This window comes from Pseudomonas onubensis, assembly GCF_965653655.1.
GTDB lineage: Bacteria > Pseudomonadota > Gammaproteobacteria > Pseudomonadales > Pseudomonadaceae > Aquipseudomonas.
The window spans coordinates 20699-43298 of record NZ_CBFHAZ010000029.1; the positions used below are offsets into that span (position 1 = coordinate 20699).

General features: G+C 59.9%; 22 protein-coding genes. 14 read left to right on the top strand and 8 right to left on the bottom strand.

What is annotated here, in order from left to right; translation table 11 throughout:
• Positions 1-85: 85 nt before the first annotated feature.
• A complete protein-coding gene (locus ACTD9P_RS12385; protein WP_169985276.1) occupies positions 86-946 on the bottom strand; it encodes a MurR/RpiR family transcriptional regulator in 861 nt (286 codons plus the stop codon).
• A 219-nt stretch (positions 947-1165) separates the two neighbouring features.
• Here ACTD9P_RS12385 and zwf point away from each other — a divergent pair, with 219 nt between their 5' ends.
• From zwf to ACTD9P_RS12400, 3 genes are read left to right on the top strand one after another with little or no spacing between them, the layout of a single operon-like run.
• Positions 1166-2632 (top strand): glucose-6-phosphate dehydrogenase, encoded by a 1467-nt coding sequence (gene zwf, locus ACTD9P_RS12390; protein ID WP_138814107.1) that lies wholly within the window; start codon positions 1166-1168, stop codon positions 2630-2632.
• Positions 2619-3332 carry a 6-phosphogluconolactonase gene (gene pgl, locus ACTD9P_RS12395; RefSeq protein ID WP_065930483.1) on the top strand — a complete coding sequence of 238 codons (714 nt, stop codon included), beginning with the start codon at positions 2619-2621 and terminating at the stop codon, positions 3330-3332. The genes zwf and pgl overlap by 14 nt, the downstream gene beginning before the upstream one ends.
• A 17-nt stretch (positions 3333-3349) precedes the next feature.
• The gene (locus ACTD9P_RS12400) at positions 3350-4015 is read left to right on the top strand and encodes a bifunctional 4-hydroxy-2-oxoglutarate aldolase/2-dehydro-3-deoxy-phosphogluconate aldolase (protein WP_026013852.1); all 666 of its coding nucleotides are present in this window, start codon (positions 3350-3352) and stop codon (positions 4013-4015) included.
• A 218-nt stretch (positions 4016-4233) separates the two neighbouring features.
• Here the strand turns inward: ACTD9P_RS12400 and ACTD9P_RS12405 are convergent, their stop codons facing one another.
• Both ACTD9P_RS12405 and ACTD9P_RS12410 read right to left on the bottom strand, forming a co-directional pair.
• Positions 4234-5409, bottom strand: coding sequence for an aminotransferase class V-fold PLP-dependent enzyme (locus tag ACTD9P_RS12405; RefSeq protein WP_438867927.1), 1176 nt, complete (start codon positions 5407-5409; stop codon positions 4234-4236).
• Positions 5410-5421: 12 nt separating this feature from the next.
• The gene (locus ACTD9P_RS12410) at positions 5422-5658 is read right to left on the bottom strand and encodes a DUF3820 family protein (protein WP_017139191.1); all 237 of its coding nucleotides are present in this window, start codon (positions 5656-5658) and stop codon (positions 5422-5424) included.
• A gap of 205 nt (positions 5659-5863) precedes the next feature.
• On the opposite strand from ACTD9P_RS12410, the gene ACTD9P_RS12415 reads away from it, so the two are divergent.
• A complete protein-coding gene (locus ACTD9P_RS12415; RefSeq protein WP_438867928.1) occupies positions 5864-6331 on the top strand; it encodes a ferritin-like domain-containing protein in 468 nt (155 codons plus the stop codon).
• A 141-nt stretch (positions 6332-6472) separates the two neighbouring features.
• On the opposite strand, the gene ACTD9P_RS12420 is transcribed toward ACTD9P_RS12415, so the two are convergent.
• Both ACTD9P_RS12420 and ACTD9P_RS12425 read right to left on the bottom strand, forming a co-directional pair.
• Entirely contained in the window at positions 6473-6943 is a 471-nt protein-coding gene (locus tag ACTD9P_RS12420) for a MaoC family dehydratase (protein ID WP_438867929.1), read from the bottom strand.
• 58 nt (positions 6944-7001) lie between these two features.
• Positions 7002-7946, bottom strand: a complete 945-nt coding sequence (locus ACTD9P_RS12425; protein WP_438867930.1) for an alpha/beta hydrolase — start codon at positions 7944-7946, stop codon at positions 7002-7004.
• A gap of 210 nt (positions 7947-8156) precedes the next feature.
• Between ACTD9P_RS12425 and fadD2 the strand changes: the two genes are divergently transcribed.
• The gene (gene fadD2 / locus ACTD9P_RS12430; RefSeq protein ID WP_438867931.1) at positions 8157-9845 is read left to right on the top strand and encodes a long-chain-fatty-acid--CoA ligase FadD2; all 1689 of its coding nucleotides are present in this window, start codon (positions 8157-8159) and stop codon (positions 9843-9845) included.
• Between the two features lie 392 nt (positions 9846-10237).
• Positions 10238-11929 (top strand): long-chain-fatty-acid--CoA ligase FadD1, encoded by a 1692-nt coding sequence (gene fadD1 / locus ACTD9P_RS12435; protein ID WP_438867932.1) that lies wholly within the window; start codon positions 10238-10240, stop codon positions 11927-11929.
• A 175-nt stretch (positions 11930-12104) separates the two neighbouring features.
• Here the strand turns inward: fadD1 and ACTD9P_RS12440 are convergent, their stop codons facing one another.
• A complete protein-coding gene (locus ACTD9P_RS12440; protein WP_017139196.1) occupies positions 12105-12482 on the bottom strand; it encodes a hypothetical protein in 378 nt (125 codons plus the stop codon).
• Positions 12483-12681: 199 nt separating this feature from the next.
• On the opposite strand from ACTD9P_RS12440, the gene ACTD9P_RS12445 reads away from it, so the two are divergent.
• The 3 genes from ACTD9P_RS12445 to def all read left to right on the top strand — a co-directional run bounded on the left by ACTD9P_RS12445 (position 12682) and on the right by def (position 14540).
• Positions 12682-12867: a CsbD family protein gene (locus ACTD9P_RS12445; protein WP_003213044.1), complete on the top strand. Its 186-nt coding sequence runs from the start codon at positions 12682-12684 to the stop codon at positions 12865-12867.
• 179 nt (positions 12868-13046) lie between these two features.
• Positions 13047-13997 carry a YihY/virulence factor BrkB family protein gene (locus ACTD9P_RS12450; RefSeq protein ID WP_438867933.1) on the top strand — a complete coding sequence of 317 codons (951 nt, stop codon included), beginning with the start codon at positions 13047-13049 and terminating at the stop codon, positions 13995-13997.
• A gap of 3 nt (positions 13998-14000) precedes the next feature.
• Positions 14001-14540, top strand: a complete 540-nt coding sequence (def, locus tag ACTD9P_RS12455; RefSeq protein ID WP_286839396.1) for a peptide deformylase — start codon at positions 14001-14003, stop codon at positions 14538-14540.
• Positions 14541-14679: 139 nt separating this feature from the next.
• Here the strand turns inward: def and ACTD9P_RS12460 are convergent, their stop codons facing one another.
• Complete coding sequence (locus tag ACTD9P_RS12460; protein ID WP_438867934.1) at positions 14680-15498, bottom strand: class I SAM-dependent methyltransferase; 819 nt, start codon at positions 15496-15498, stop codon at positions 14680-14682.
• A 59-nt stretch (positions 15499-15557) separates the two neighbouring features.
• Positions 15558-15995: a GNAT family N-acetyltransferase gene (locus ACTD9P_RS12465; RefSeq protein ID WP_438867935.1), complete on the bottom strand. Its 438-nt coding sequence runs from the start codon at positions 15993-15995 to the stop codon at positions 15558-15560.
• Positions 15996-16296: 301 nt separating this feature from the next.
• Between ACTD9P_RS12465 and ACTD9P_RS12470 the strand changes: the two genes are divergently transcribed.
• From ACTD9P_RS12470 to ACTD9P_RS12490, 5 genes are all read left to right on the top strand, one after another.
• Positions 16297-17226 (top strand): fatty acid desaturase, encoded by a 930-nt coding sequence (locus tag ACTD9P_RS12470; protein WP_438867936.1) that lies wholly within the window; start codon positions 16297-16299, stop codon positions 17224-17226.
• 9 nt (positions 17227-17235) lie between these two features.
• Positions 17236-18027, top strand: coding sequence for a phosphate/phosphite/phosphonate ABC transporter substrate-binding protein (locus ACTD9P_RS12475; RefSeq protein ID WP_438867937.1), 792 nt, complete (start codon positions 17236-17238; stop codon positions 18025-18027).
• A gap of 214 nt (positions 18028-18241) precedes the next feature.
• Positions 18242-18751, top strand: a complete 510-nt coding sequence (locus tag ACTD9P_RS12480) for a sigma-70 family RNA polymerase sigma factor (protein WP_200433431.1) — start codon at positions 18242-18244, stop codon at positions 18749-18751.
• On the top strand, positions 18748-19686 hold the full coding sequence (locus ACTD9P_RS12485) for a FecR domain-containing protein (protein ID WP_438867939.1): 939 nt from the start codon (positions 18748-18750) through the stop codon (positions 19684-19686). Before ACTD9P_RS12480 ends, ACTD9P_RS12485 begins: the two co-directional genes overlap by 4 nt.
• 241 nt (positions 19687-19927) lie before the next feature.
• The gene (locus tag ACTD9P_RS12490; RefSeq protein WP_438867940.1) at positions 19928-22558 is read left to right on the top strand and encodes a TonB-dependent receptor domain-containing protein; all 2631 of its coding nucleotides are present in this window, start codon (positions 19928-19930) and stop codon (positions 22556-22558) included.
• Positions 22559-22600: the final 42 nt, after the last annotated feature.

The window sequence follows — 22600 nt, forward strand, 5'->3', positions numbered from 1 at the left end:
TTCTGAAGGAGTGCGATGACCTTGTTGGGGCCGCTGCGCAGCCCAGCGGGAGCAAGCTCCCTCGCCACAGGAGGCCGGTGTGGCCTTAGTTAAACTCATCCCCAACCGGATACCGGCTGTCATTCAAGCTCTCTTTGATCTTGCGCAGATGCGGCTGGAAATCCACGCCACGGCGCAGGGTCATGCCGGTGGCCAGCACGTCCAGCACCGTCAACTGAATGATCCGCGACGTCATTGGCATGTAGATGTCGGTGTCTTCCGGCAGTGGAATGTTCAGGCTCACGGTGCTGGCCTTGGCCAACGGCGAGTTCTCGGCGGTTACGCCCAGCACCGACGCACCGTTTTCCCGGGCGATACGCGCCACTTCCACCAGCTCGCGGGTACGCCCGGTGTAGGAAATGATCACAAACAGCTCGCCCGTATGCGCCACAGACGCGATCATGCGCTGCATCAGCACGTCGGCATGGGCGGTCACGGCCAGGTTGAAACGGAAGAACTTGTGCAGCGCATCCATGGCCACCGGTGCCGAAGCGCCGAGGCCGAAGAAGTGGATCTGCCGTGCCTGGATCAACAAATCCACGGCCTTGCTGATCAGTGCCGGGTCCAGGGCCTGGCAGGCGCTGTCCAGGGAGGCAATGGCGCTGCCAAAGATCTTCTGGGTGTAGGCCTCAGGGTTATCATCGGCCTCCACGGCGCGGCTTACATACGCCGCACCACTGGCCAAACTTTGCGCCAGCTGCAATTTAAGTTCAGGGTAACCGCTGACGCCGAACGAACGGCAGAAACGGTTGACCGTCGGTTCACTGACCGAAGCGGCTTGGGCGAGGGCAGCGATAGAGAAGCGGGTCGCCTGCTGAGGGTTTTGCAGGATGACCTCGGCGACTTTTTTCTCGGCCTTGTTCAATTCTTCGAGGCGGTTCCGGATCTGTTCCAGAAGATTTCGCACGCGGTCCATTCAGTCTTTCCTTCGGGCGACGATGCAAATAAAGGGCGGCAACCAATCGACGAGTGGCCCTTTGCGGTGGCCTATCCTACTGAGGGTAGCTGAACACCACCACTCGGAATGCGTATTTCGGGAAAATGTTGTGGTTATTACTACATTTTTCCTTGAGTGATGCCTTGAAAAAAGGTATTTGTAGCTTAACTTGATAAAAGAACAAACATCATGCCTTCGATAACCGTAGAACCCTGCACCTTTGCCCTGTTTGGCGCCTTGGGTGATCTGGCGCTGCGCAAGTTATTTCCTGCCCTCTATCAACTCGATGGCGCCGGGCTGCTGCACGAGGATACGCGCATCCTGGGCCTGGCCCGTGAAGCCGGTTCCGAGCAGGAACACCTGGCCCATATCGAAAAAGAACTGCGTAAATACGTCGGCAAGGAACTCGATGAAGCCGTGGCCGCGCGCTTCCTGGCGCGCCTGGCGTATGTGCACGTCGACTTCATGAACGCCGCCGATTATGTCGCCCTGGCCGAAAAGGTCGGTGCCGAACAACGCCTGATCGCCTACTTCGCCACCCCGGCGGCGGTGTATGGCGCGATCTGCGAGAACCTCGCCAAGGTCGGCCTGGCGGACAACACCCGCGTGGTGCTGGAAAAACCTATTGGCTCGGACCTGGAGTCCTCGCGCAAGGTCAACGACGCCGTGGCGCAGTTTTTCCCGGAAAACCGCACCTACCGCATCGACCACTACCTGGGCAAAGAAACCGTACAGAACCTGATCGCGCTGCGTTTCGCCAACAGCCTGTTCGAAACCCAGTGGAACCAGCACTACATTTCCCACGTGGAAATCACCGTGGCCGAGCAGGTCGGTATCGAAGGCCGTTGGGGTTATTTCGACAAGGCCGGCCAGCTGCGCGACATGATCCAGAACCACCTGTTGCAGCTGCTGTGCCTGATCGCCATGGACCCACCGGCCGACCTGTCCGCCGACAGCATCCGTGACGAGAAGGTCAAGGTGCTCAAGGCACTGGCGCCGATCAGTCCGGAAGGCCTGACCACCCAGGTGGTGCGCGGCCAGTACATCGCCGGCTACAGCGCCGGCAAGCCGGTGCCGGGTTACCTCGAAGAAGAAAATTCCAACACCCAGAGCGACACCGAGACGTTTGTCGCCCTGCGTGCCGATATCCGCAACTGGCGTTGGGCCGGCGTGCCGTTCTACCTGCGTACCGGCAAACGCATGCCGCAAAAACTGTCGCAGATCGTCATCCACTTCAAGGAACCGTCCCACTACATCTTCGCCCCCGAGCAGCGCCTGCAGATCAGCAACAAACTGATCATCCGCCTGCAGCCGGACGAAGGTATTTCCTTGCGTGTGATGACCAAAGAGCAAGGCCTGGACAAGGGCATGCAACTGCGCAGCGGCCCGCTGCAACTGAATTTTTCCGACACCTATCGCAGCGCGCGGATTCCCGATGCCTACGAGCGGTTGTTGCTGGAAGTAATGCGCGGCAATCAGAACCTGTTTGTTCGCAAAGATGAAATCGAAGCCGCGTGGAAGTGGTGTGACCAGTTGATCGCCGGGTGGAAAAAATCCGGTGATGCGCCCAAGCCGTATGCGGCGGGGTCCTGGGGGCCGATGAGCTCGATTGCACTGATCACGCGGGATGGGAGGTCGTGGTATGGCGATATCTGAATTGAAACTGCCTCAGGGCGTGACAGCCCATGAGTACCGCACGCCGGTGTTGCTGGCCGATGGGCTGGCCAATGACGTTGCCGAGCAACTGCGTGCGGCCATCAGTGCGCGTGGCGAAGCGACCCTGGTCGTGTCCGGCGGCCGCAGCCCCGTGGCGTTTTTCCAGAACCTGGCCAAGCAAGGCCTGGACTGGTCCAAGGTGACTATCACCCTGGCCGACGAGCGCTGGGTGCCGGTGGAACACGCCGACAGCAATGCCGGCCTGTTGAAGAAGTATTTGCTCCAGGGCCCGGCGGCCAAGGCCAGGTTCCTCAGCCTGTACAACGTTGCCGCGAACCTTGAAGACGCCGCCGAACTGGCCGATCGCCAGTTGGCAGAGCTGCCCGCTATCGATGTGCTGGTACTCGGCATGGGCGATGACGGCCACACCGCATCGCTGTTCCCCAACAGCCCGAACCTGGGCGAGGCGCTCAAGCCCGACGGCACCCGCCGTTGCTGGCCGATGCTGGCGCCGACCGTGCCGCACCAGCGCCTGACCATGAGTCGTGCGCTGCTGGCCACGGCCCATTACACCGTGCTGTCGATTTCCGGCAGTTCGAAATTGACCACCTTGAGCGCCGCGCTGGCCAGTGATGACGTTGCTGCCATGCCGATTCGCGCGTTTTTGCAACCTACTTTAGAGATTTACTGGTGCCCATGAGCCAAGGATCAGCCGCTATGAAAAGCCCTCAACCGACCGTGTCCATGGCGGATAAAGTTGCCTTGATCGACAGCCTCTGCGCCAAGGCGCGGATCCTGCCGGTGATCACCATCGCCCGCGAACAGGACATCCTGCCGCTGGCTGATGCCCTGGCAGCCGGCGGTTTGACCGCATTGGAAGTGACCCTGCGTTCCGAGTTCGGCCTCAAGGCCATTCAGGTACTGCGCGAGCAACGCCCTGAACTGTGCACCGGTGCCGGCACCGTGCTCGACCGCCACATGCTCGAAGCGGCCGAGGTGGCGGGTTCGCAATTTATCGTCACGCCCGGTATTACCCGCGACCTGCTCGAAGCCTCGGTGCACAGCCCGATCCCGCTGCTGCCCGGCATCAGCAATGCCTCCGGCATCATGGAAGGCTATGGCCTGGGTTATCGCCGCTTCAAGCTGTTCCCGGCGGAAGTCAGCGGCGGCGTTGCAGCGATCAAGGCCCTGGGCGGCCCGTTTGGCGAAGTTAAATTCTGCCCGACTGGCGGCGTTGGCCCGGCCAACATCAAAAACTACATGGCGTTGAAAAACGTGATGTGCGTGGGCGGTAGCTGGATGCTGGACCCTGAATGGGTCAAGAACGGCGACTGGGCCCGTATCCAGGAAGTCACCGCACAGGCGCTGGCGCTGCTGGACTGAGCTGATTTACCGAATCGTTGTTGCTGTGCTTAACGGCATTTTTGCGGTGCACTTGGTCGGTGTACCGCTTTTTTTTGCCTGCAAAAAACTCACATTCAACGCCGATCAACTGTGGGAGCGGGTTTGCTCGCGAATGCGGTGGTTCAGTTGCATATTCATCGACTGACACACCGTGTTCGCGAGCAAGCCCGCTCCCACACAAGCCAGCTCCCACAGGTTTAATCTGCGTTTAGTTCGGCGATGGCATTAACCAACACATCCATGTCCGCAGCCGACGTCACCAACCCCGGTGTCACACGAATACAGCTGCCAAACGCCGCGCCCGAGCGAGTGGTAGTAAACAAGCCATAGTCCTTGAGCAACCGATCTGCCATCTCCTGCTGTTCCCGCCCAGTAAACTTGAACGCCGTAATCGCGCAATACAGCCGCGGATCATCCGGCGTCAGCACTTCAATCCCCTGCAACCCGCGTACCTGGCTGACCCAGCGATCACGCAGGTAATTGACCCGCGCGCCCTTGGCCGCCGAGCCGCCCAGGTTGCGATGCTCCTCCAGCACCAGCGGCAAGGTCATCAACGCCGGAAAATTCGGCGTGCTGTAGGACGTGCGCGCACGCACGTCGCTGGCCGGGTAGTGAAATTCACCCATGTCCGGGTCGATATCGGCCAGGCGCTCCGGGGCGATATACAGAAAGCCCAGGGTCAGCGGCGCACCGATCCATTTATGCAGGTTGAACCCGGCGAATTGAATGCCCAGCTCAGCGAGGTTGAATTCAATCTGGCCCAACGCATGGGCGCCATCCAGAATTACGTCCACGCCATGCTCACGGGCCGCCTTGGCGATGGCTGCCACGGGCATCACCAGGCCGGTGCGGTGGGTGACATGGGTCAGCGCCATCAACTTGAGGCGCGGGTACTGCGCGAATGCATCGCGATAGGTCTGCACCAGGCTGTCGAAACTGGCCGGGTGAGTGTGGGCAAGTTCGACGACTTCCACGCCGCGAACACCGGCCAGCCAGCGCATGGCGCCTTTGACCGTGTCGTACTCCAGATCACTGATCAGCACCTGATCGCCCGGCCGCAGGCCGTTGTAGTTACGGATCAACGACTGCAAAGCCTCGGTGGCGTTGCGGGTGAAGGCGATTGCCTCCGGGTCTGCATCGATCAACCCGGCCAGTTGCCGACGGATCTCGACGTTGTCACCTTGCTCGAAGCGCTGGCGCACATACAGCGAGTTGCTGCGGTTGATAAAGGCCACATGCTCCAGATACTGCGCGCGTACAGCACGGCTCATGCGCCCGAAGTAGCCGTTTTCCAGATTGATCGGGCCGGGCTCCAGCTCATAGCGCTGGGCGATGGCGTGCCAGTGACGTTCGTTGTCCGCATTCCTTGGCATAGCAGGCGCTCTTTAATGACGGGGGGCAGGTTTGCCGTGTTTTACGCGCAGCGGCTCCAGCAGTTCGGACAGGCCGTTGTGGTCGATTTCCTGCATCAAGGCGAGCAAACCGCCCAGCTCGCCGTGTGGAAAACCTTCACGGGCGAACCAATTCAGGTAAGGGCCGGGCAGGTCGGCGATGATCCGGCCCTTGTACTTGCCGAAGGGCATTTCGCGGGTGATCAGCAATTCGAGTTTTTCGGGGTTCATGGTCTTCAGGGGCTGGAGTCGAGACCTTGGAAAATACAGGCATTCTGCATGAAGGCCAAATGACAGATCATGCAAATAACGTACATACAGATGGTTCAATATTTCGTAAGTCTTTGAAAAATATCAATAAAATAGTTTTTCAAAAGCTGGCACGGGCGCTGCAATCATTAAGACAACCTTCTTAACCCGCACAAGGAATTGAAAAATGACTGACATCAATAAAGAATCGATCTCCGTACTCAACGACCTGATCGAGACCAGCAAAGACGGCCAGAAAGGCTTCGCGACTTGTGCTGAAGACATCAAGCATCCGGAGCTGAAAGCGCTGTTCCAGAAACGCTCCGCCGATTGCGCCACTGCCGCAGCCGAGTTGCAAACAGCTGTGCGTGCCCTGGGTGGCGATCCGGAAGAATCCGGTTCGGTTGCCGGCGCTCTGCACCGTGGTTGGGTCGACGTGAAGTCGATGGTCACCGGTAAAGATGAAGAGGCAGTACTGAACGAAGCCGAGCGCGGTGAAGACCACGCCCTGAAGGCTTACAAGGAAGCGATCGAGAAGATCAACAAGCACAACCTGCTGGGTATTCGTGACTTGGTTGAGCGTCAGTTCCACGGCGCACAACGCAACCACGACCAGGTGAAAGCCCTGCGTAACCAGGCTCGCGCTAACTCTTAAGCCCAGTGCTGTAACCCAATAATGTGGGAGCGGGCTTGCTCGCGAATACGGAGTGTCAGTCAACATCTAAGGTGACTGATCCACCGCTTTCGCGAGCAAGCCCGCTCCCACATTTGTTTTGTATTAACGTTGAAACTGCTCTCAGCCAATGCTGATCGGCGGCAGCTCAGTCAACGTAACAACCTGCTGCTTGCGCGGCGCAAGAATTTCCGCCTCACCGTCCACCACCAGCTCATCGCGCTGGTTGAATACACGGGTGGCGATGCGCACACGAAACTTGGGCAATTTCTCCAGAATTTCCAGGCGCACGGTCAAGGTGTCGCCGATTTTTACCGGCTTCTGGAAGCTCATCTGCTGGCCGATATAGATGGTGCCCGGCCCAGGCAGCTCGCAGGCAACGGCTGCACTGATCAGCGCGCCGCTGAACATGCCATGGGCGATACGCTCCTTGAAAATGGTCGCCTTGGCGTACTCGGCATCCAGGTGCACCGGGTTGTGGTCGCCGGACATCGCCGCGAACAACTGGATATCGCGCTCTTCGACGGTCTTGCTGTAGCTGGCGGTCTGGCCGACTTCGAGGGCTTCGTATGGGGTGTTGGTAACCTGGGTCATCTAAAGGTGCATCCTGTGGCTAATCGGTAATTTAATAGGTTGATTTTAAAGGAAAAAATTATTCGCAGCGCGCCGGCCTGCGTAATGTCAGGGCGTGGTCGAGCCACTGCAGCACATCCGCTGTCACTTCATCGCGGTTGGTTTCGTTGAACACTTCATGACGCGCCTGCGGGTAGATAGTCAATTGCAGGTTCTGGCAGCCGGCCTCACGCAGCGCATGGGCCAGGCTTTTGAGACGCTTGCCTTCACTCACCGGATCACATTCGCCGCCCATCACCATAATCGGCAGGCCCGGATCGATCTGTGCGAGGTTGGACGCTTTGCTGATTTGCTGCAAGCCGCCGAGCAGGTCGACCCACAGTTGGTTGGTGCAGCGAAAGCCGCACAACGGGTCATTGATGTACTTGTCCACCTCCAGCGGGTCGCGGCTGAGCCAGTCAAACGCGGTACGGTTGGGTTTGAACGCCTTGTTGAATGAGCCGAACGACAGAAAGTCGATCAATGCACTGCGCCCGCGCAGGCCTTGGCGCGCGCGCTCCAGTCGGGCAATGACGCCGGCGGCGCGGTACAGCGCCACCGGTTGGAAATTCGAGCCGCTGAGAATCGCCCCATTCAGGCTCGCGCTATGGTGCAGCAGGTACGCCTGGGCGATATAGCTGCCCATGCTGTGCCCCAGCAGGATGATCGGCAGGCCCGAATGCTGCTGGCCGATGTGCTGGTTGAGGCTGGCCAGGTCGCCCACCACTTTATTCCAGCCATCCTTTTCGGCGTACAGCCCCAGCGTGCCCTCGTCGGCTGTGCGGCCATGGCCGCGTTGGTCCGGCGCGTACAGGCCGTAGCCGGCTGCGCACAAAGACTCGGCCAGGCGTGCATAGCGCGCGCTGTGCTCGGCCATGCCGTGGGACAGCATGATCATGGCCTTGGCGGGCCCGTCCGGCAGCCATTGATTGACGTACAGGCGGCTGCGGTCATTCGCGGTCAGCCAGAAGGTGCTGTGGTTCATAGCGCTTCCTTTGCTCAGGGTCGTTGCAGTGTATAGCTCATCTGGCCGGGTCTGGTGTATCTGCCTACACGTTAGGGGCAAGATTCATACAATAAATGACACAGTTGCGCGTATTTGCCTGTTTGGCCATAGCTGCTAACGTCCCCAAAGCTCCGCTTTTTATACCAATGAGAAAGCGGCCGGACACACTCAGGTACGAGGACAAGAATAATGCAACCTGATTTCTGGAATGACAAACGCGCGGCGGGCGTTCCCAATGACATCGACCTCACTACCTACAAATCGGTGATTGAGGTCTTTGAACGCTCCTGCAAGGCCTTTGCCGACCGTCCGGCATTCAGCAACATGGGCATCACCCTGACCTACGCCGAGCTTGAGCGCCAAAGTGCCGCGTTCGCCGGCTACCTGCAAAACCACACCGACCTCAAGCCCGGCGAGCGCATCGCGGTGCAGATGCCCAACGTGTTGCATTACCCGATTGCGGTGTTCGGCGCGCTGCGCGCCGGGTTGATCGTGGTCAACACCAACCCGCTGTACACCCCGCGTGAGATGCGCCATCAGTTCAAGGACGCCGGCGTGCGCGCGCTGGTCTACCTCAACCTGTTCGGTTCGCGGGTGCAGGACGTGTGCACCGACACCGAGATCGACTACCTGATCGAAGCCAGGATGGGCGACTTCATGCCCGCCGCCAAAGGCTGGCTGGTCAACACCGTGGTCGACAAGGTCAAGAAAATGGTCCCGGCCTACAGCCTGCCACGCGCGGTGTCGTTCAAGCGCGCCTTGCGCATGGGCGCGGGCCAGGCGGTGGTTCGCCATCCGGTGACCCTGGATGATATCGCCGTGCTGCAATACACCGGCGGCACCACTGGCCTGGCCAAGGGCGCGATGCTCACCCACGGCAACCTGGTAGCGAACATGCAGCAGGCACGGGCGTGTATGTCCCAGGTCACCGATGACGGCCAGCCGCTGGTGAAAGAAGGCCAGGAGGTGATGATCGCGCCGCTGCCGCTGTACCACATCTATGCCTTCACAGCGAACTGCATGTGCATGATGGTGACCGGTAACCACAACGTGCTGATCACCAACCCACGTGACATCGGCGGGTTTATCAAGGAGCTGAAAAAGTGGCGGTTCTCCTGCCTGCTCGGGCTGAACACGCTGTTCGTGGCGCTCATGGATCACCCCGATTTCAAGACCCTGGATTTCTCCCATCTGAAGATCACCAACTCGGGTGGCACTGCGCTGGTCAAGGCCACGGCCGAGCGCTGGAAGGCACTCACCGGTTGCTCCATCGGCGAAGGCTACGGCCTCACCGAAACCTCGCCGGTGGCCAGCACCAACCCTTATGGAAGCCAGTCGCGGCTGGGTACCGTGGGCATTCCAGTGCCGGGTACGGCCATGAAGGTGATTGATGATGAAGGCCGCGAGTTGCCCTTGGGCGAGCGCGGCGAGCTGTGCATCAAAGGCCCGCAGGTGATGAAGGGCTATTGGCAGCAACCCGTGGCCACCGCCGAGACCCTCGACGCCGAAGGCTGGCTCAAAACCGGCGATATCGCGGTGATCGGCGCCGATGGTTTTGTCAGCATCGTCGATCGCAAGAAAGACCTGATCATCGTCTCGGGCTTCAATGTGTACCCCAACGAGATCGAAGACGTGGTGATGGCGCATCCGGCAGTGGCCAACTGCGCGGTGATCGGCGTACCGGACGAGCGCACCGGCGAGGCGGTGAAGCTGTTTGTAGTGGCGCGCGCCCAGGGCGTGAGCGTTGATGAGTTGAAGGCGTACTGCAAGACCAACTTCACCGGGTACAAGGTGCCCAAGCACATTGTGTTGCGTGAGTCGTTGCCGATGACGCCGGTGGGCAAGATTCTGCGCAGGGAGCTGCGCGACATCGCCTGAGCTTGAATTGAAATGCAATCAAACATGTGGGAGCGGGCTTGCTCGCGAATGCGGTGTATCAGTCACTAGAGGTATCGACTGAACCACCGCATTCGCGAGCAAGCCCGCTCCCACATTTGGGCCGCGTTTATCCTGGGAAGGCCCATTCCAGAGCCGTTTCCTGGCTTATAGAATCTTTGCTCTAAAAATGACTATTAGATATTCTTGAGTCATGTTTATGACTGTAGGGCCTTCTTTTGGCTCTAGGCGGCCCTTGGCAAAGCTGCTACTCTCGGCGCGCTTTGTGACTTCTCGGCCTGCTTGAAAGCGCCAGACTCACCTAAAAAAACATACACCAATAATAATCGCATCAAATGCGATGATGAATTCGCGTCGCTGAGGAGTGGGCTTCCATGAACGAAGACTTTTGGAAGGATAAGTACCCCGCCGGGATTGCTGCAGACATCAATCCAGACGAGTATCAGAATATTCAGGCGGTACTGAAACAGTCCTGCCAGCGCTTCGCTGACAAACCGGCTTTCAGCAACCTGGGCAAGACCATCACCTACGGTGAACTGTACGAATTGTCCGGCGCCTTCGCCGCCTACCTGCAACAGCATACCGACTTGAAGCCCGGCGATCGAATCGCCGTGCAACTGCCCAACGTCCTGCAATACCCGGTTGCCGTGTTTGGCGCCATCCGTGCTGGCCTGATCGTGGTCAACACCAACCCGCTGTACACCGCGCGGGAAATGGAACACCAATTCAATGATTCCGGGGCCAAGGCCCTGGTTTGCCTGGCGAACATGGCGCACCTGGCTGAAAAAGTCGTGCCCAAGACCGCCGTCAAGCACGTGATCGTCACCGAAGTCGCTGACCTGTTGTCGCCGTTCAAGCGCCTGCTGATCAACAGCGTCATCAAGTACGTAAAGAAAATGGTCCCGGCCTATCACTTGCCCAAGGCGATCAAGTTCAACGACGTGCTGGCCAAGGGGCACGGCCAACCGGTTAACGACGCCAGCCCGGCCAGCAGCGATGTGGCCGTGCTGCAATACACCGGTGGCACCACCGGCGTGGCCAAGGGCGCGATGCTCACCCACCGCAACCTTGTCGCCAACATGTTGCAGTGCAAGGCGCTGATGGGCTCCAACCTCAACGAAGGCTGCGAGATCCTGATCACGCCGCTGCCGCTGTACCACATCTATGCGTTCACCTTTCATTGCATGGCGATGATGCTGATCGGCAACCACAACATCCTGATCAGCAACCCGCGCGACCTGCCGGCGATGGTCAAGGAACTGTCGAAGTGGAAGTTCAGCGGCTTTGTCGGCTTGAACACGCTGTTCGTGGCGCTGTGCAATAACGAGGCGTTCCGCAAGCTGGACTTCTCCGCACTCAAAGTGACCTTGTCGGGCGGCATGGCCCTGCAACTGGCGGCTGCCGAGCGCTGGAAAGCCGTGACCGGCTGTGGCATCTGCGAAGGTTACGGCATGACCGAAACCAGCCCGGTGGCCACCGTCAACCCGATCCAGCATATCCAGATCGGCACCATCGGCATTCCGGTGCCATCCACGGTGTGCAAAGTCATCGCCGACGACGGCACCGAGTTGGCACTGGGTGAAACCGGCGAGCTGTGTGTGAAAGGCCCGCAGGTGATGAAGGGCTATTGGTTGCGCGACGACTCCACCGCCGAAATGCTCGACAGCGAAGGCTGGTTGAAGACCGGTGACATCGCTATCATCCAGCAAGACGGCTACATCCGCATTGTCGACCGCAAGAAAGACATGATTCTGGTCTCCGGTTTCAACGTCTACCCCAATGAGCTGGAAGACGTGCTGACAAGCCTGCCGGGCGTGCTGCAATGTGCGGCCATCGGTGTACCGGATGAAAAGTCCGGTGAGCACATCAAGATTTTTATCGTGGTCAAGCCAGGGGCGACCCTGACCAAGGACCAGGTGATGGAACACATGCGCGCCAATGTCACCGGCTACAAGGTGCCCAAGGCCGTGGAGTTCCGCGATGTATTGCCGACCACCAACGTGGGCAAGATCCTGCGCCGAGAGTTGCGTGATGAAGAGCTGAAGAAGCTCGGTCTTAAAAAGTAACCGATAAAAAACCCCGCTGATGCGGGTTTTTTTATGGCTGCTGATCTTTCAGCATTGAAATACATTCCAAATGTGGGAGCGGGCTTGCTCGCGAATGCGGTGAGTCAGCGACACATCCGGTGACTGACACTCTGCATTCGCGAGCAAGCCCGCTCCCACATTTTGCTCCGTTTTCCTACAAGGCGAACTGCGCAAAGCCCACGCCAGCACCCGCCGGGCGCACATCCTTCAAGAACGAATCCTTATCCGCGCTCAGCTCCAGGGTAATCTCCGGCTTGCGCTTGCCCGCATTGCGCACCACCAGCCCTTCGATGTGTTCGCGCAGGAACGCCGTTGGCACCTTCAGGTGCAGCAACTGGTCCGTCTCGGCGTTGTGCATCAACAAGTGAACCCACTCGTACTGGCCCACACCAATGCGCACCAGCGGCAGGTCGAACCACCAGATGTTGCGTTTGCTGTCCAGGTCGGTGAAGTGGCAGTTGTTGACGCCGAGTACGGCACCGCCCAGTTCCTGGTTTCTGCGGGCGATGGCCTGTGCTTTATTGAGTTTCATAACCTTCCTACGGGATCTGTTATTCAGCGTTATAGCCTGAATGTGCCGGGCATTCTCGTGGGTTGGCGGCAAAACATAAAGCCAAACCTGTCGCCGGCGATGAAATGCGTGATGAAAATAATTGAAACTCTGCCGAACGGCCGCCGGTCAATCTTTAGGTAGTGACCAAAACCCTTGATTGTTCTTTCGGAGAAATACCATGAGCAGCACATCGGATAAGGCAAAAGGTTTGGCCAATGAAGCCGTTGGTAACATCAAGCAAGGCGTTGGCAAAGTGACTGGCAACGACAAACTGCGCGCTGAAGGCGTGGTTCAGGAAAAGAAAGGCGAAGTGCAGAAAGCTGTCGGCGACACCAAAGATGCGGTAAAAAAAGCCGTCAAGTAAGACTGAATCGCCGGCTGGATTCATGCAGCCCGACGGCCATCCACGGATGGCCGTTTTTGTGTAAAACGTGCAACTAAAGTTTGGAAATTGTTTCAAAGTCGCCAAATGGGCTACTTTGATGTAGAAAACGGCCCCTGAGTCGCCCACGACCTCACCCTTTTGCGGCGAAAGGAGACGCTATGATTTTTCCGGTACTAGACGGCCTCAAGCTCCACAAAGTGCTGGTGCGCACCGTCAAGGAATTCGTCGATGACGAAATGCCCACCTACGCCTCGGCACTGGCCTACCAGATGCTGTTCTCGCTGTTTCCCTTCCTGCTGTTCCTGATTGCCCTGATCGGTTTCCTGCACCTGCCGGACTTTTTCACCTGGCTGCGCATGCAGTCGGAACTGGTGTTGCCGCCCCAGGCGCTGGAGCAGGTCAACCCGGTGATCGACCAGTTGCAGCAGTCCAAGGGCGGTTTGCTCTCGGTGGGTATCGTCATCGCGCTGTGGACCGCCTCGGCCGGCGTGCGCCTGATGATGAGTGCGATGAACGCCGCCTATGACGTGGTTGAAGGCCGGCCGATCTGGAAGCGCTTCCCGCTGTCGATTTTCTACACCGTCGGCATCGCCGGCATGCTGCTCGCTGCTGCCGCACTGATGGTGCTCGGGCCGCAGGTGATGGAATGGCTCGCCGGGCAGATCGGCATGCAGGAATTCGTGGTCACCTTATGGACCATCCTGCGCTGGCCCTTGATCGTGATTCTGCTGATGTTCGCCGTGGCCCTCATGTACTACGTGATGCCCGATGTGGAGCAGAAATTCCGCTTTATCACCCCAGGCTCAGTGTTGGCCGTGGTGGTGTGGATCATCGCCTCACTGGGCTTTGGTTATTACGTCAAAACCTTTGCCGACTACAACGCCATGTATGGCAGTATCGGTGCGATCATCGTCCTGCTCCTGTACTTCTATATTTCCGCCGCCGTGTTGTTGCTCGGCGCGGAGATGAATGCCGTCATCGAACACATGTCGGCAGAAGGCAAGGACCCAGGGGAAAAGGAATTCGATGAAGACAACCACACGGATGAAAAACAGCACGTCTCAGGCCTAGGCCGGGACCACTCCAAGCCCACTACCGATGAAGTCTGATCGATGATCCGTGAAATCCTGAAAATGGGCGACGAGCGCCTGCTGCGTATCGCGCCACCGGTTCCGCCCGAAATGTTCGACAGCCCTGAGCTGTGGCAATTGATTGATGACATGTTCCAGACCATGGAACACGTCGGCGGTGTCGGCCTCGCCGCTCCGCAAATCGGTGTGGACCTGCAGCTTGTTATCTTTGGTTTCGAGGCCAGCGAACGCTACCCGGATGCGCCGCCGGTGCCGCAGACCATCCTGATCAACCCGCTGATCACGCCGCTCAGCCCGGTGCTGGAAGAAGGTTACGAAGGTTGCCTGTCGGTGCCCGGCCTGCGTGGCGCGGTCGACCGTTACCAGCAGATTCGCTACGAGGGTTTCGACCCCAAGGGCGAGCCGATCGTGCGCGTTGCCGATGGCTTCCATGCACGGGTGGTGCAGCATGAATGCGATCACCTGATCGGCCGGTTGTACCCCTCGCGGATTACCGACTTCAGCAAGTTCGGGTTTATCGAAGTGATGTTCCCGGATATGGATCCCACCGCTGACGAGTAATTATCAGACGGGACGCGATTAAAAAATGTGGGAGCGGGCTTGCTCGCGAATGCGGTGGGTCAGTCAGTAAATACATCAACTGACACACCGTATTCGCGAGCAAGCCCGCTCCCACATTTGGAATGCATTCCAAACAGAGTTATCGGGCGGGTTTGATAAACCGCAACGTCATCCGATCCGACTCCCCAATCGCCAGATACCTGGCCTTATCCTGCTCCCCATAGCGCAACGACGGCGGCAACGTCCACACGCCGCCCGGGTAATCCTTGGTGTCCTTGGGGTTGGCATTCACCTCGCTCTGCCCAGCCAGCTTGAACCCGGCATCCGTCGCCAGCTTCACCACCTGCGCGGTGGTCAGGTAGCCACTGTCCTTGATCGCTTCCAGGTCCGCGCCGTCTTTGGCCCGGTGATCTTCCACGCCCAGCACACCGCCGGGTTTGAGCACCGTGTAGAACGCACTGAAGGTCGCCGGAGCGGTGCCCGCGTCTACCCAGTTATGCACATTGCGAAAGGTCAGCACGGCGTCCACCGAAGCCGGTTTGCCGAACACCGGGGCCTTGGGGTTGAACTCGACGACTTGGGCCTTGGCATAGCGCGCAGGGTCGGCGGCGAATTTGTTTTTCAGGTTCTGTTCGGACGTCGCTGCATAAGCGCTAGTGCTGGCGGCTTGCACGGCGGCGATGTAATGCCCGTGATCCTTAAGCAGTGGCGCGAGAATTTCGCTGAACCAACCGCCGCCCGGGGTGATCTCGATCACGCTCTGTTTGGCGCTCAGGCCAAAGAACTCCAGGGTTTGCTGCGGGTGGCGATAACCGTCACGCGCGCTGTTGGCCGGGTCGCGCCAACTGCCGGCCAACACGCTGGCGTATTGCTCGGTGGTAATCGGCGCGTCCGCTGCGTGGCTGAATGCCGGAAAGAGCAGGGCGGTGAGGGACAAAGCTGCAAGCGTGTTTTTCATGATCATCCTGTAAGGGGCCACTGTGCTGTCGAGGCTAGCACGGGCCTTGCACGGGTCGATCACACATTATCCGCAGTGGTCCTTCCTAAAGGTTCTAAGCCCATGGCGATCATTGGCTTGTTGCGTTTGTAGCGCACCAAACGCTCGCTTAAAGATTGAGGCAGGGTAGTTTCCTGGGTGAAACCCATGCGCTGATACAACCCTTCCAGGTCTGGATGGCACAGCAACCACACCGTGCCTTCCACATCGGCCGCTGCCGCAGCAATCAACCGCGCTGCCAACCCTTGGCCGCGATACGCCGGGTCGACAAACACGCCGGTCAACCATTGCCCACCCACCACCGGCGTCAGGCACAGCCCTGCGACAATCTCGCTGTCGCGCGCCACCCACAAGCGGCCGCCCTTGAGCGCCTTCATCGACGAATTATGGCTGCGGTAAAACTTGTTCAGCAGTGGCCACAATGGCTCTGCCAGCAATTGGAGGTGCAGTTCGGGCATGGTGTGTGGGCAACGTAATCAAGGGCCGCCGATTATAAGCGCCTTCTGCCGAGCAATAGGTGGTATACCCAGTGTTACATCCCCTTCACGTGGAGCATGCATCATGGCCAAAGGTATGGATTCAAAGAAAGCCGCGAAGAAAAAACCGGCAAAGACCGCCGATGAAAAACGCGCCGATAAAAAAACCAAGAAGTCCGAAGCCGGCCTGTTCGGCCACTGAGTTACAAGCTTAGAACCAAACGATCTGCAAGATTTTTGCGTCTCGCTGCACAGAGCAGGAAACACCTGCTCTGAGCTGCCGATGGCCAACTATCTTGATCTGACCCAACGCCGGGAAATCGAAGCCCTGGCACGCAGTTTTACTGCAATCACCGAATGGCCGACCTGGCTGTTGCTGATCGGCGTATACGCCGGCTGGTTCGCCGTGATCCTCGCCAGCCACTGGCTGGGCCTGTGGCTGAGCACTGTGTTGCTGATCCCGCTGGTGACGCTCTGGCTGTCGGTGCAACACGAATTGCTGCATGGCCATCCCACCCGTTCGCTTCTGATCAACAAACTGCTCGGCTACGCGCCTTTTGCCGTGTGGTATCCCTACACGTTGTACCGCGACAGTCACCTGTTGCATCACAACGATGAAGACCTGACCCTGCCGGGCATCGACCCGGAAAGCCGCTACCTCAATCAACACCAGTGGGATAACAGCTCGTTGCTCCAGCGCGGCGTGCACTGGCTGACCAAAACCGTACTCGGCCGTTTTCTGCTGGCAGCGCCGCTGGCCATCGCCCGATTGGCGCGTCATCAATTCCAGCGCCTGCCCCAGGTGTGGCCGATGTGGCTGGCCCACGGCGGCGTGACCATCCTGATGCTGAGCTTTATCGCCCACTACAGCACACTTCCGGTATGGCATTACTTGCTGCTGGTGACCGCGCCAGCCTTGTCCCTGGCGTCGATCCGTTCCTACTATGAACACCGCCCGCACCTGCAGCCGGAACAGCGTACGGTGCTCAACGAAGCGTCCTGGCCGTGGACCTGGCTGTTCCTCAATAACAACCTGCACCTGGTGCACCACGACTTGCCCAAGTTGCCCTGGTATCTGTTGCCCACGGTCTACCGGGCGCGACGTGAACAATGGGTGGCGCGCAGCGGCGGTTTTCTGGTGCAGGGTTATGGTCAGTTGATCAGCCGCCACGGCCTCAAGGCCATCGACAGCCCAAGGCACCCTTTTGCGTGAGAGACGACCATGAGTGACCACTACGCCGAGTTGTTGATGTACGTCGCGCCCGCAGCGGTGCAACAGGCCAACCAACAATGGCTCGCGCGCATTTTCGAGCGCCTGAACCTGACGCGCCGCAACGCTGACCACCTCGACCTGCACGGCCTGTGGCTGGCGCCCGAGCTGCTGGTGACCCAAACCTGCGGCTACCCGCTGATGACCCAACTGCGCGGCAAAGTGCGCGTGATCGGCCGCCCGCGCTACGAGCTGGCCCACAGCAGCCAGGGCGAACATTGCAGCCTGCTGCTGACCCGCGAGGACAACCCGCTTAACGAACTGGCGGACTTCTGCGACAGTCGCGGCGTGATCAACGGCCACGACTCCAACAGCGGTATGAACCTGCTGCGTGAACGCCTTGCACCGCTGCAACGCGACGGTCGTTTCTTCGCCAGCGTCGGCATCAGCGGTGCCCATCGTGAAAGCCTGCGCTGGCTGCGCGAAGGCCGCGCCGACCTCGCCGCCATCGACAGCGTGACCTACGACTACCTCGCCCGTTTCGCCCCCGAAGAAGTGGCGGGGCTGCGCATCGTCACGCACAGCGCACCGAGCCCGACGTTGCCCTTCATCGGCCCGCTGCACTTGAGCGATGAGCAAGCGGCGCACATTCGTGAGGTGATGAATCAGGCGTTGCAGGATTTACCGCACGTGGTCGCAACCCTGGGCATCCAGGCAGTTCTGCCTGCCAGCGAAGACGACTACCACGTCCTGCTGAACTATCAACAAGCCGCCGCCACCGCCGGTTACCCGCACCTGCGCTGATCGCTGATCGTTCCCACGCTCCGCGTTACGCGTTCAGGAGCAGACGCAGAGCGTCCAGGGATGCATTCCCACGCAGAGCGTGGGAACGATCAGCGTGCGAACAATCGGTTATATAAGAATGCCTTTTAAATATTATTAAAGAATAAGAAGCCTTGCTAGGATCGCTCCACCGGAACACCGGACATAACGTGCAACCAACTCAGATGGAGCCACTATGTCCGGCGCCGACACTTCTCACAGCGATTACGTGGGCGGATTGTTCCGCAGTCATTACGACTGGCTGTGCAGCCGTTTGCACCGCCACCTCGATTCTCGCGCACATGCCGAAGACATCGCCGCCGACACCTTTGTCCAGTTGCTGAGTTCGCCCGGCGTGCTGCCGATCCGTCAGCCTCGCGCCTTGCTTACCACCATCGCCCAGCGCTTGATGTACCAACTGTGGCGTCGCCGTGACCTGGAACGTGCCTACCTCGACGCCCTGGACAACGACGAAACGTGCAACGCACCGTCGCCCGAAGACCTTGCGCAAATGCTCGAAGCCCTGCAGGCCATCGACCAACTGCTCGACGGCTTGCCCGCCAAGGTCAAGGCGACCTTTTTGCTCTCGCAACTCAATGGCCTGACCTATCCCGAGATCGCCGCCGAGCTGGGTATTTCCCAACGTTCGGTCAGCGACTACATGGCCCGCGCCCTCAACCGTTGCCTGCGGCTGTGCCTGGAATGAACGACGCCCTGATCGACAGCGCCACGCGCTGGTACGTGCTGTTGCGTTCGGGCCAGGCCACGGCGGCCGACTGGCAGCGCTATCACCAGTGGCGCGCAGCCGACCCGCGCCATGATGCGTTGTGCCAGCAACTGGAAGCGCGCCTGGGCGTGTTTCAGATTCCCCAGGCTCAGGGCATCAGCGGCAAGGTCTTGCAGCAGGCGCTGGATGCGCCTTCCAGCCGTCGCCAGGTGTTGCAGATCGCGTTGGCGGGCGCAGGCGTGGCCATCGGCGCCGTGCTGCTGGCCAAACCCGTAGGCCTGTCGGAACTGACCGCCGACATCCGCACCGGCACCGGTGAGCGTCGCACCGTCACCTTGGCCGATGGCAGCGAGTTGCTGCTCAATGCGCAGAGCGCGGCGGATATCCAGTTCAACCCGCAGCAGCGCCTGGTGAGTCTGCGCGAAGGCGAGTTACTGGCCAAGGTTGCCAGCGACCGCAACCGCCCATTTTTGCTTCAGACCGACCAGGCGCGCCTGCACGCCTATGGCAACCGTTTTTTGGTGCGTGAGCGCGACGGGCAGGGCCAAGTCGTGGCGCTCAATGGCGCGGTACATATCGACAGCCAGAGCGGCGAGCGCCTGCAACTCGCCGCCGGCCATGCCGTGCATTACGACCGTGGCGGTTTCGGCCCGGTGCAGGCCAGTTCCTCCGGCGCCACCGCGTGGGTCGATGGCTTCCTGCAAGTGCGCGACCGCCCGCTGGCGGAAGTCATCGAGGCGTTGCGGCCGTATCACAACGGCGTGCTGCGCCTGGCCCCTGGCGTGGCCGGGCTGCGCGTCAGTGGTCTTTATCGGCTCGACAATCCACAGCAAATCCTCGACACCCTGGCGCGCACCTTGCCGATCCACATCACCCGTCGCACCGACCTGTGGGTGACCATCAATGCCGCCTGACGGATTCACTCAGTCCGTGTGGGAGCTGGCTTGCCTGCGATGGCATCGACTCGGTTCAACGGTCAGACCGAGTCGCCTGCATCGCAGGCAAGCCAGCTCCCACATTGACCGGGTTTTCATTTCTAAACCGGGTTCTAAGGACATAACCAAACGGTCTGCAAGTTTTGCCCCCGCCAACCCACATCACTCCCGTAAGCGCTGCGGGGAGCAGCGTTCTCGAGTTTCCTTGGGGGGAGCCAAAGTGAGTCAGTTCAACCGTGTGCCGCTTCGAACCTTTGCCCTGGTGCCGTTGGCCAGCCTGTTTTTGTCCTTTGCCGCCAGCGCCGAAGACGCGCGTCAGGTCTACCACATCGCCCCTGGCCCGCTGGATGAAGTGCTGCTGAACATCAGTCGCCAGAGCGGTCAGGTGATCTCTTTCACGCCGCAACTGGGGCACTATTCTTCGGCTCAGGTTGACGGCTCATTGTCGGCGCAACAGGCAGTGGACGCCGCACTCAAAGGCACCGGCCTGCAAGTGCAAGTCAGCCCGGACGGCGCATTTATCATCAAGGAAGGCGTGCCGGCCAGCAGCAGTGTGAAGGCCCAAACCAGCGCGGCCCAGGCACCGACCCTCGACCGCGTGGTCGCCATCGGCACCCGGCGCAGCGACGCCACGGCCCTGACCAGCAGCGCCCCGGTGGATGTGATCAACGCCGAAGAACTCAAGCAAACCGGCGCCACCAGCCTCAACCAGGCGCTGTTCCAGTTGCTGCCGTCGTTCAACTTCCCGCAGAACAACAGCGCCACCCGTGGGCAAGACCCCAAGGGTGCGTCGCTGCGTGGCCTGTCGCCCGACCAGACCCTGGTGCTGATCAACGGCAAGCGCCGTCACACCTCGGCAGTGGTGAATATTTCCGGTGGCGTACCGTTTATTGGCGCGCAGCCGGTGGACCTGGACATGATCCCCATCAGCGCCATCGACCACGTCGAAGTGCTGCGCGACGGGGCCTCGGCGCAGTACGGCTCCGACGCAGTGGCCGGCGTGGTCAACATTGTGCTCAAGGAGCGCGACAGCGGTGGCGGCATCAACACCCAACTGGGCAAATACGCCCAGGGCGACGGCTTCAGCAAGACCACCGACGGCTGGTACGGCATTGGCCTGCCGGGCGATGGTTTCCTGACCCTGAGCTTCAACACCCTGAACAACAAGCCCGATGATATCGGCGACAAATACGTCGCCGACGGCCAGGTACAAGACCCACGCTGGGGCGGTGCCGGGCGCGATAAATACAACCTGGCCGCCAACGCCGAAATCGGCCTCAACGACCAATGGCGCCTCTACAGCTTCGCCACGTTCGGCCAGGACACCTCGGTCAACAACACGCCGCCGTTACTGGCGAGCAGCCCGAACAATGTGTCGGCGATCTACCCCGGCGGCACCATTCCCAAGTACCGCTATCGCTATGAAGACGGCGCCATCACCGTGGGCACGCGCTATGAAGACGAGTCCATCGGCCGCTTCGACCTGAGCGCCACCTATGGCCGCGACGAGCACGACGAACTGGCCTTCAACACCGTCAACCCGAGCTACGGCGCCAACAGCCCGACCAAATTCAATGTGGCGACCCTGGTCAATGACCAGACCAACATCACCCTCGACTACGCCAAGGACTTGGACGTGAACTGGTCCAGCCGCCCGCTGACGGTCTCGGCTGGTGTGGCGTATCGGCACGAGCAATATCGCCTCGAAGCGGGCGATTATGACTCCTACTCATTTGGCGGCATCGACGGTGTGCAGGTCGGCGCCGTACAAGCCTCTGGCCTGACCCCGGACGATGCCGACACCTTCAAGCGCGATGTGGCCGGCGTGTATTTCGGCCTCGAAAACCAGGTCACCGACAAGCTGCAAGTCGGCGTCGCCGGGCGCACCGAGCACTACTCGGACTTCGGTTCGGCCACCACCGGCAAGCTGTCGGCGCGGTATGACTTCACCCCGCAAGTGGGCCTGCGCGCCACGGTCAACAATGCCTATCACGCACCCAGCCTGGGGCAGATCGGCACGTCATGGACCACCACCACCAACCTCGACGCCAACGGCAACCCGGTGTTGACGCGCATGTTGCCCGCCGACAACCCGGCCGCCCGTGCCCTTGGCGCGCAACCGCTCAAGCCGGAGAAATCGACCAACTACTCGTTGGGCCTGGTGCTGCGACCTGCCGACAACGCCTCGCTGACCATCGACGCCTACCAGATCTCGATTCGCGACCGCCTGCTGTTCAGCGGCGGTATTTCCGGGCCTTTGGCTGAGCAGATTCTCACCAATGCCGGCTACGGCCAGTACTCCTGGGCGCAGTTCATGACCAACGCCGCCGACACCCGCACCCGAGGTGTCGACATTGTCGGCAAGTACAACCTGGACCTTGCGCAGTTCGGCAACCTGGCCCTGTCGGCCGGCTACACCAAAGCGCGCACCACGATTGAGAAGGTCCACGAAAACCCCAACGGTTTCGAAGTGCTGACCCGTGAAGCGCGTGGTTTTGTCGAGCATGGTTACCCCGAAGACAAACTGGTGTTCGGCGCGGTGCACAAAATCAGCCAATGGACCATCGCCCTTAACCAAACCCGCTACGGCAAATACCGCAAATACGCGGCCAGCGAGACCAACGCCCAGTACGACCAGGTCTTCAGCGCGCAATGGACCACCGACCTCGACGTGAACTACGCGTTCACCAAGCAACTGCGCGTGTCAGTGGGCGTGAACAACCTGTTCGACAGCAAACCCGACGACTTCAACAGCCGCCTGCGCCAGACGCCAGGCCAGCAATACAGCTACCTGTCACCGACCGCGCCGGAAGGGGCGTTCTACTACACGCGGCTCAGTTATGACTTTTAAACCGCTCACCGATCGTTCCCACGCTCTGCGTGGGAATGCCTC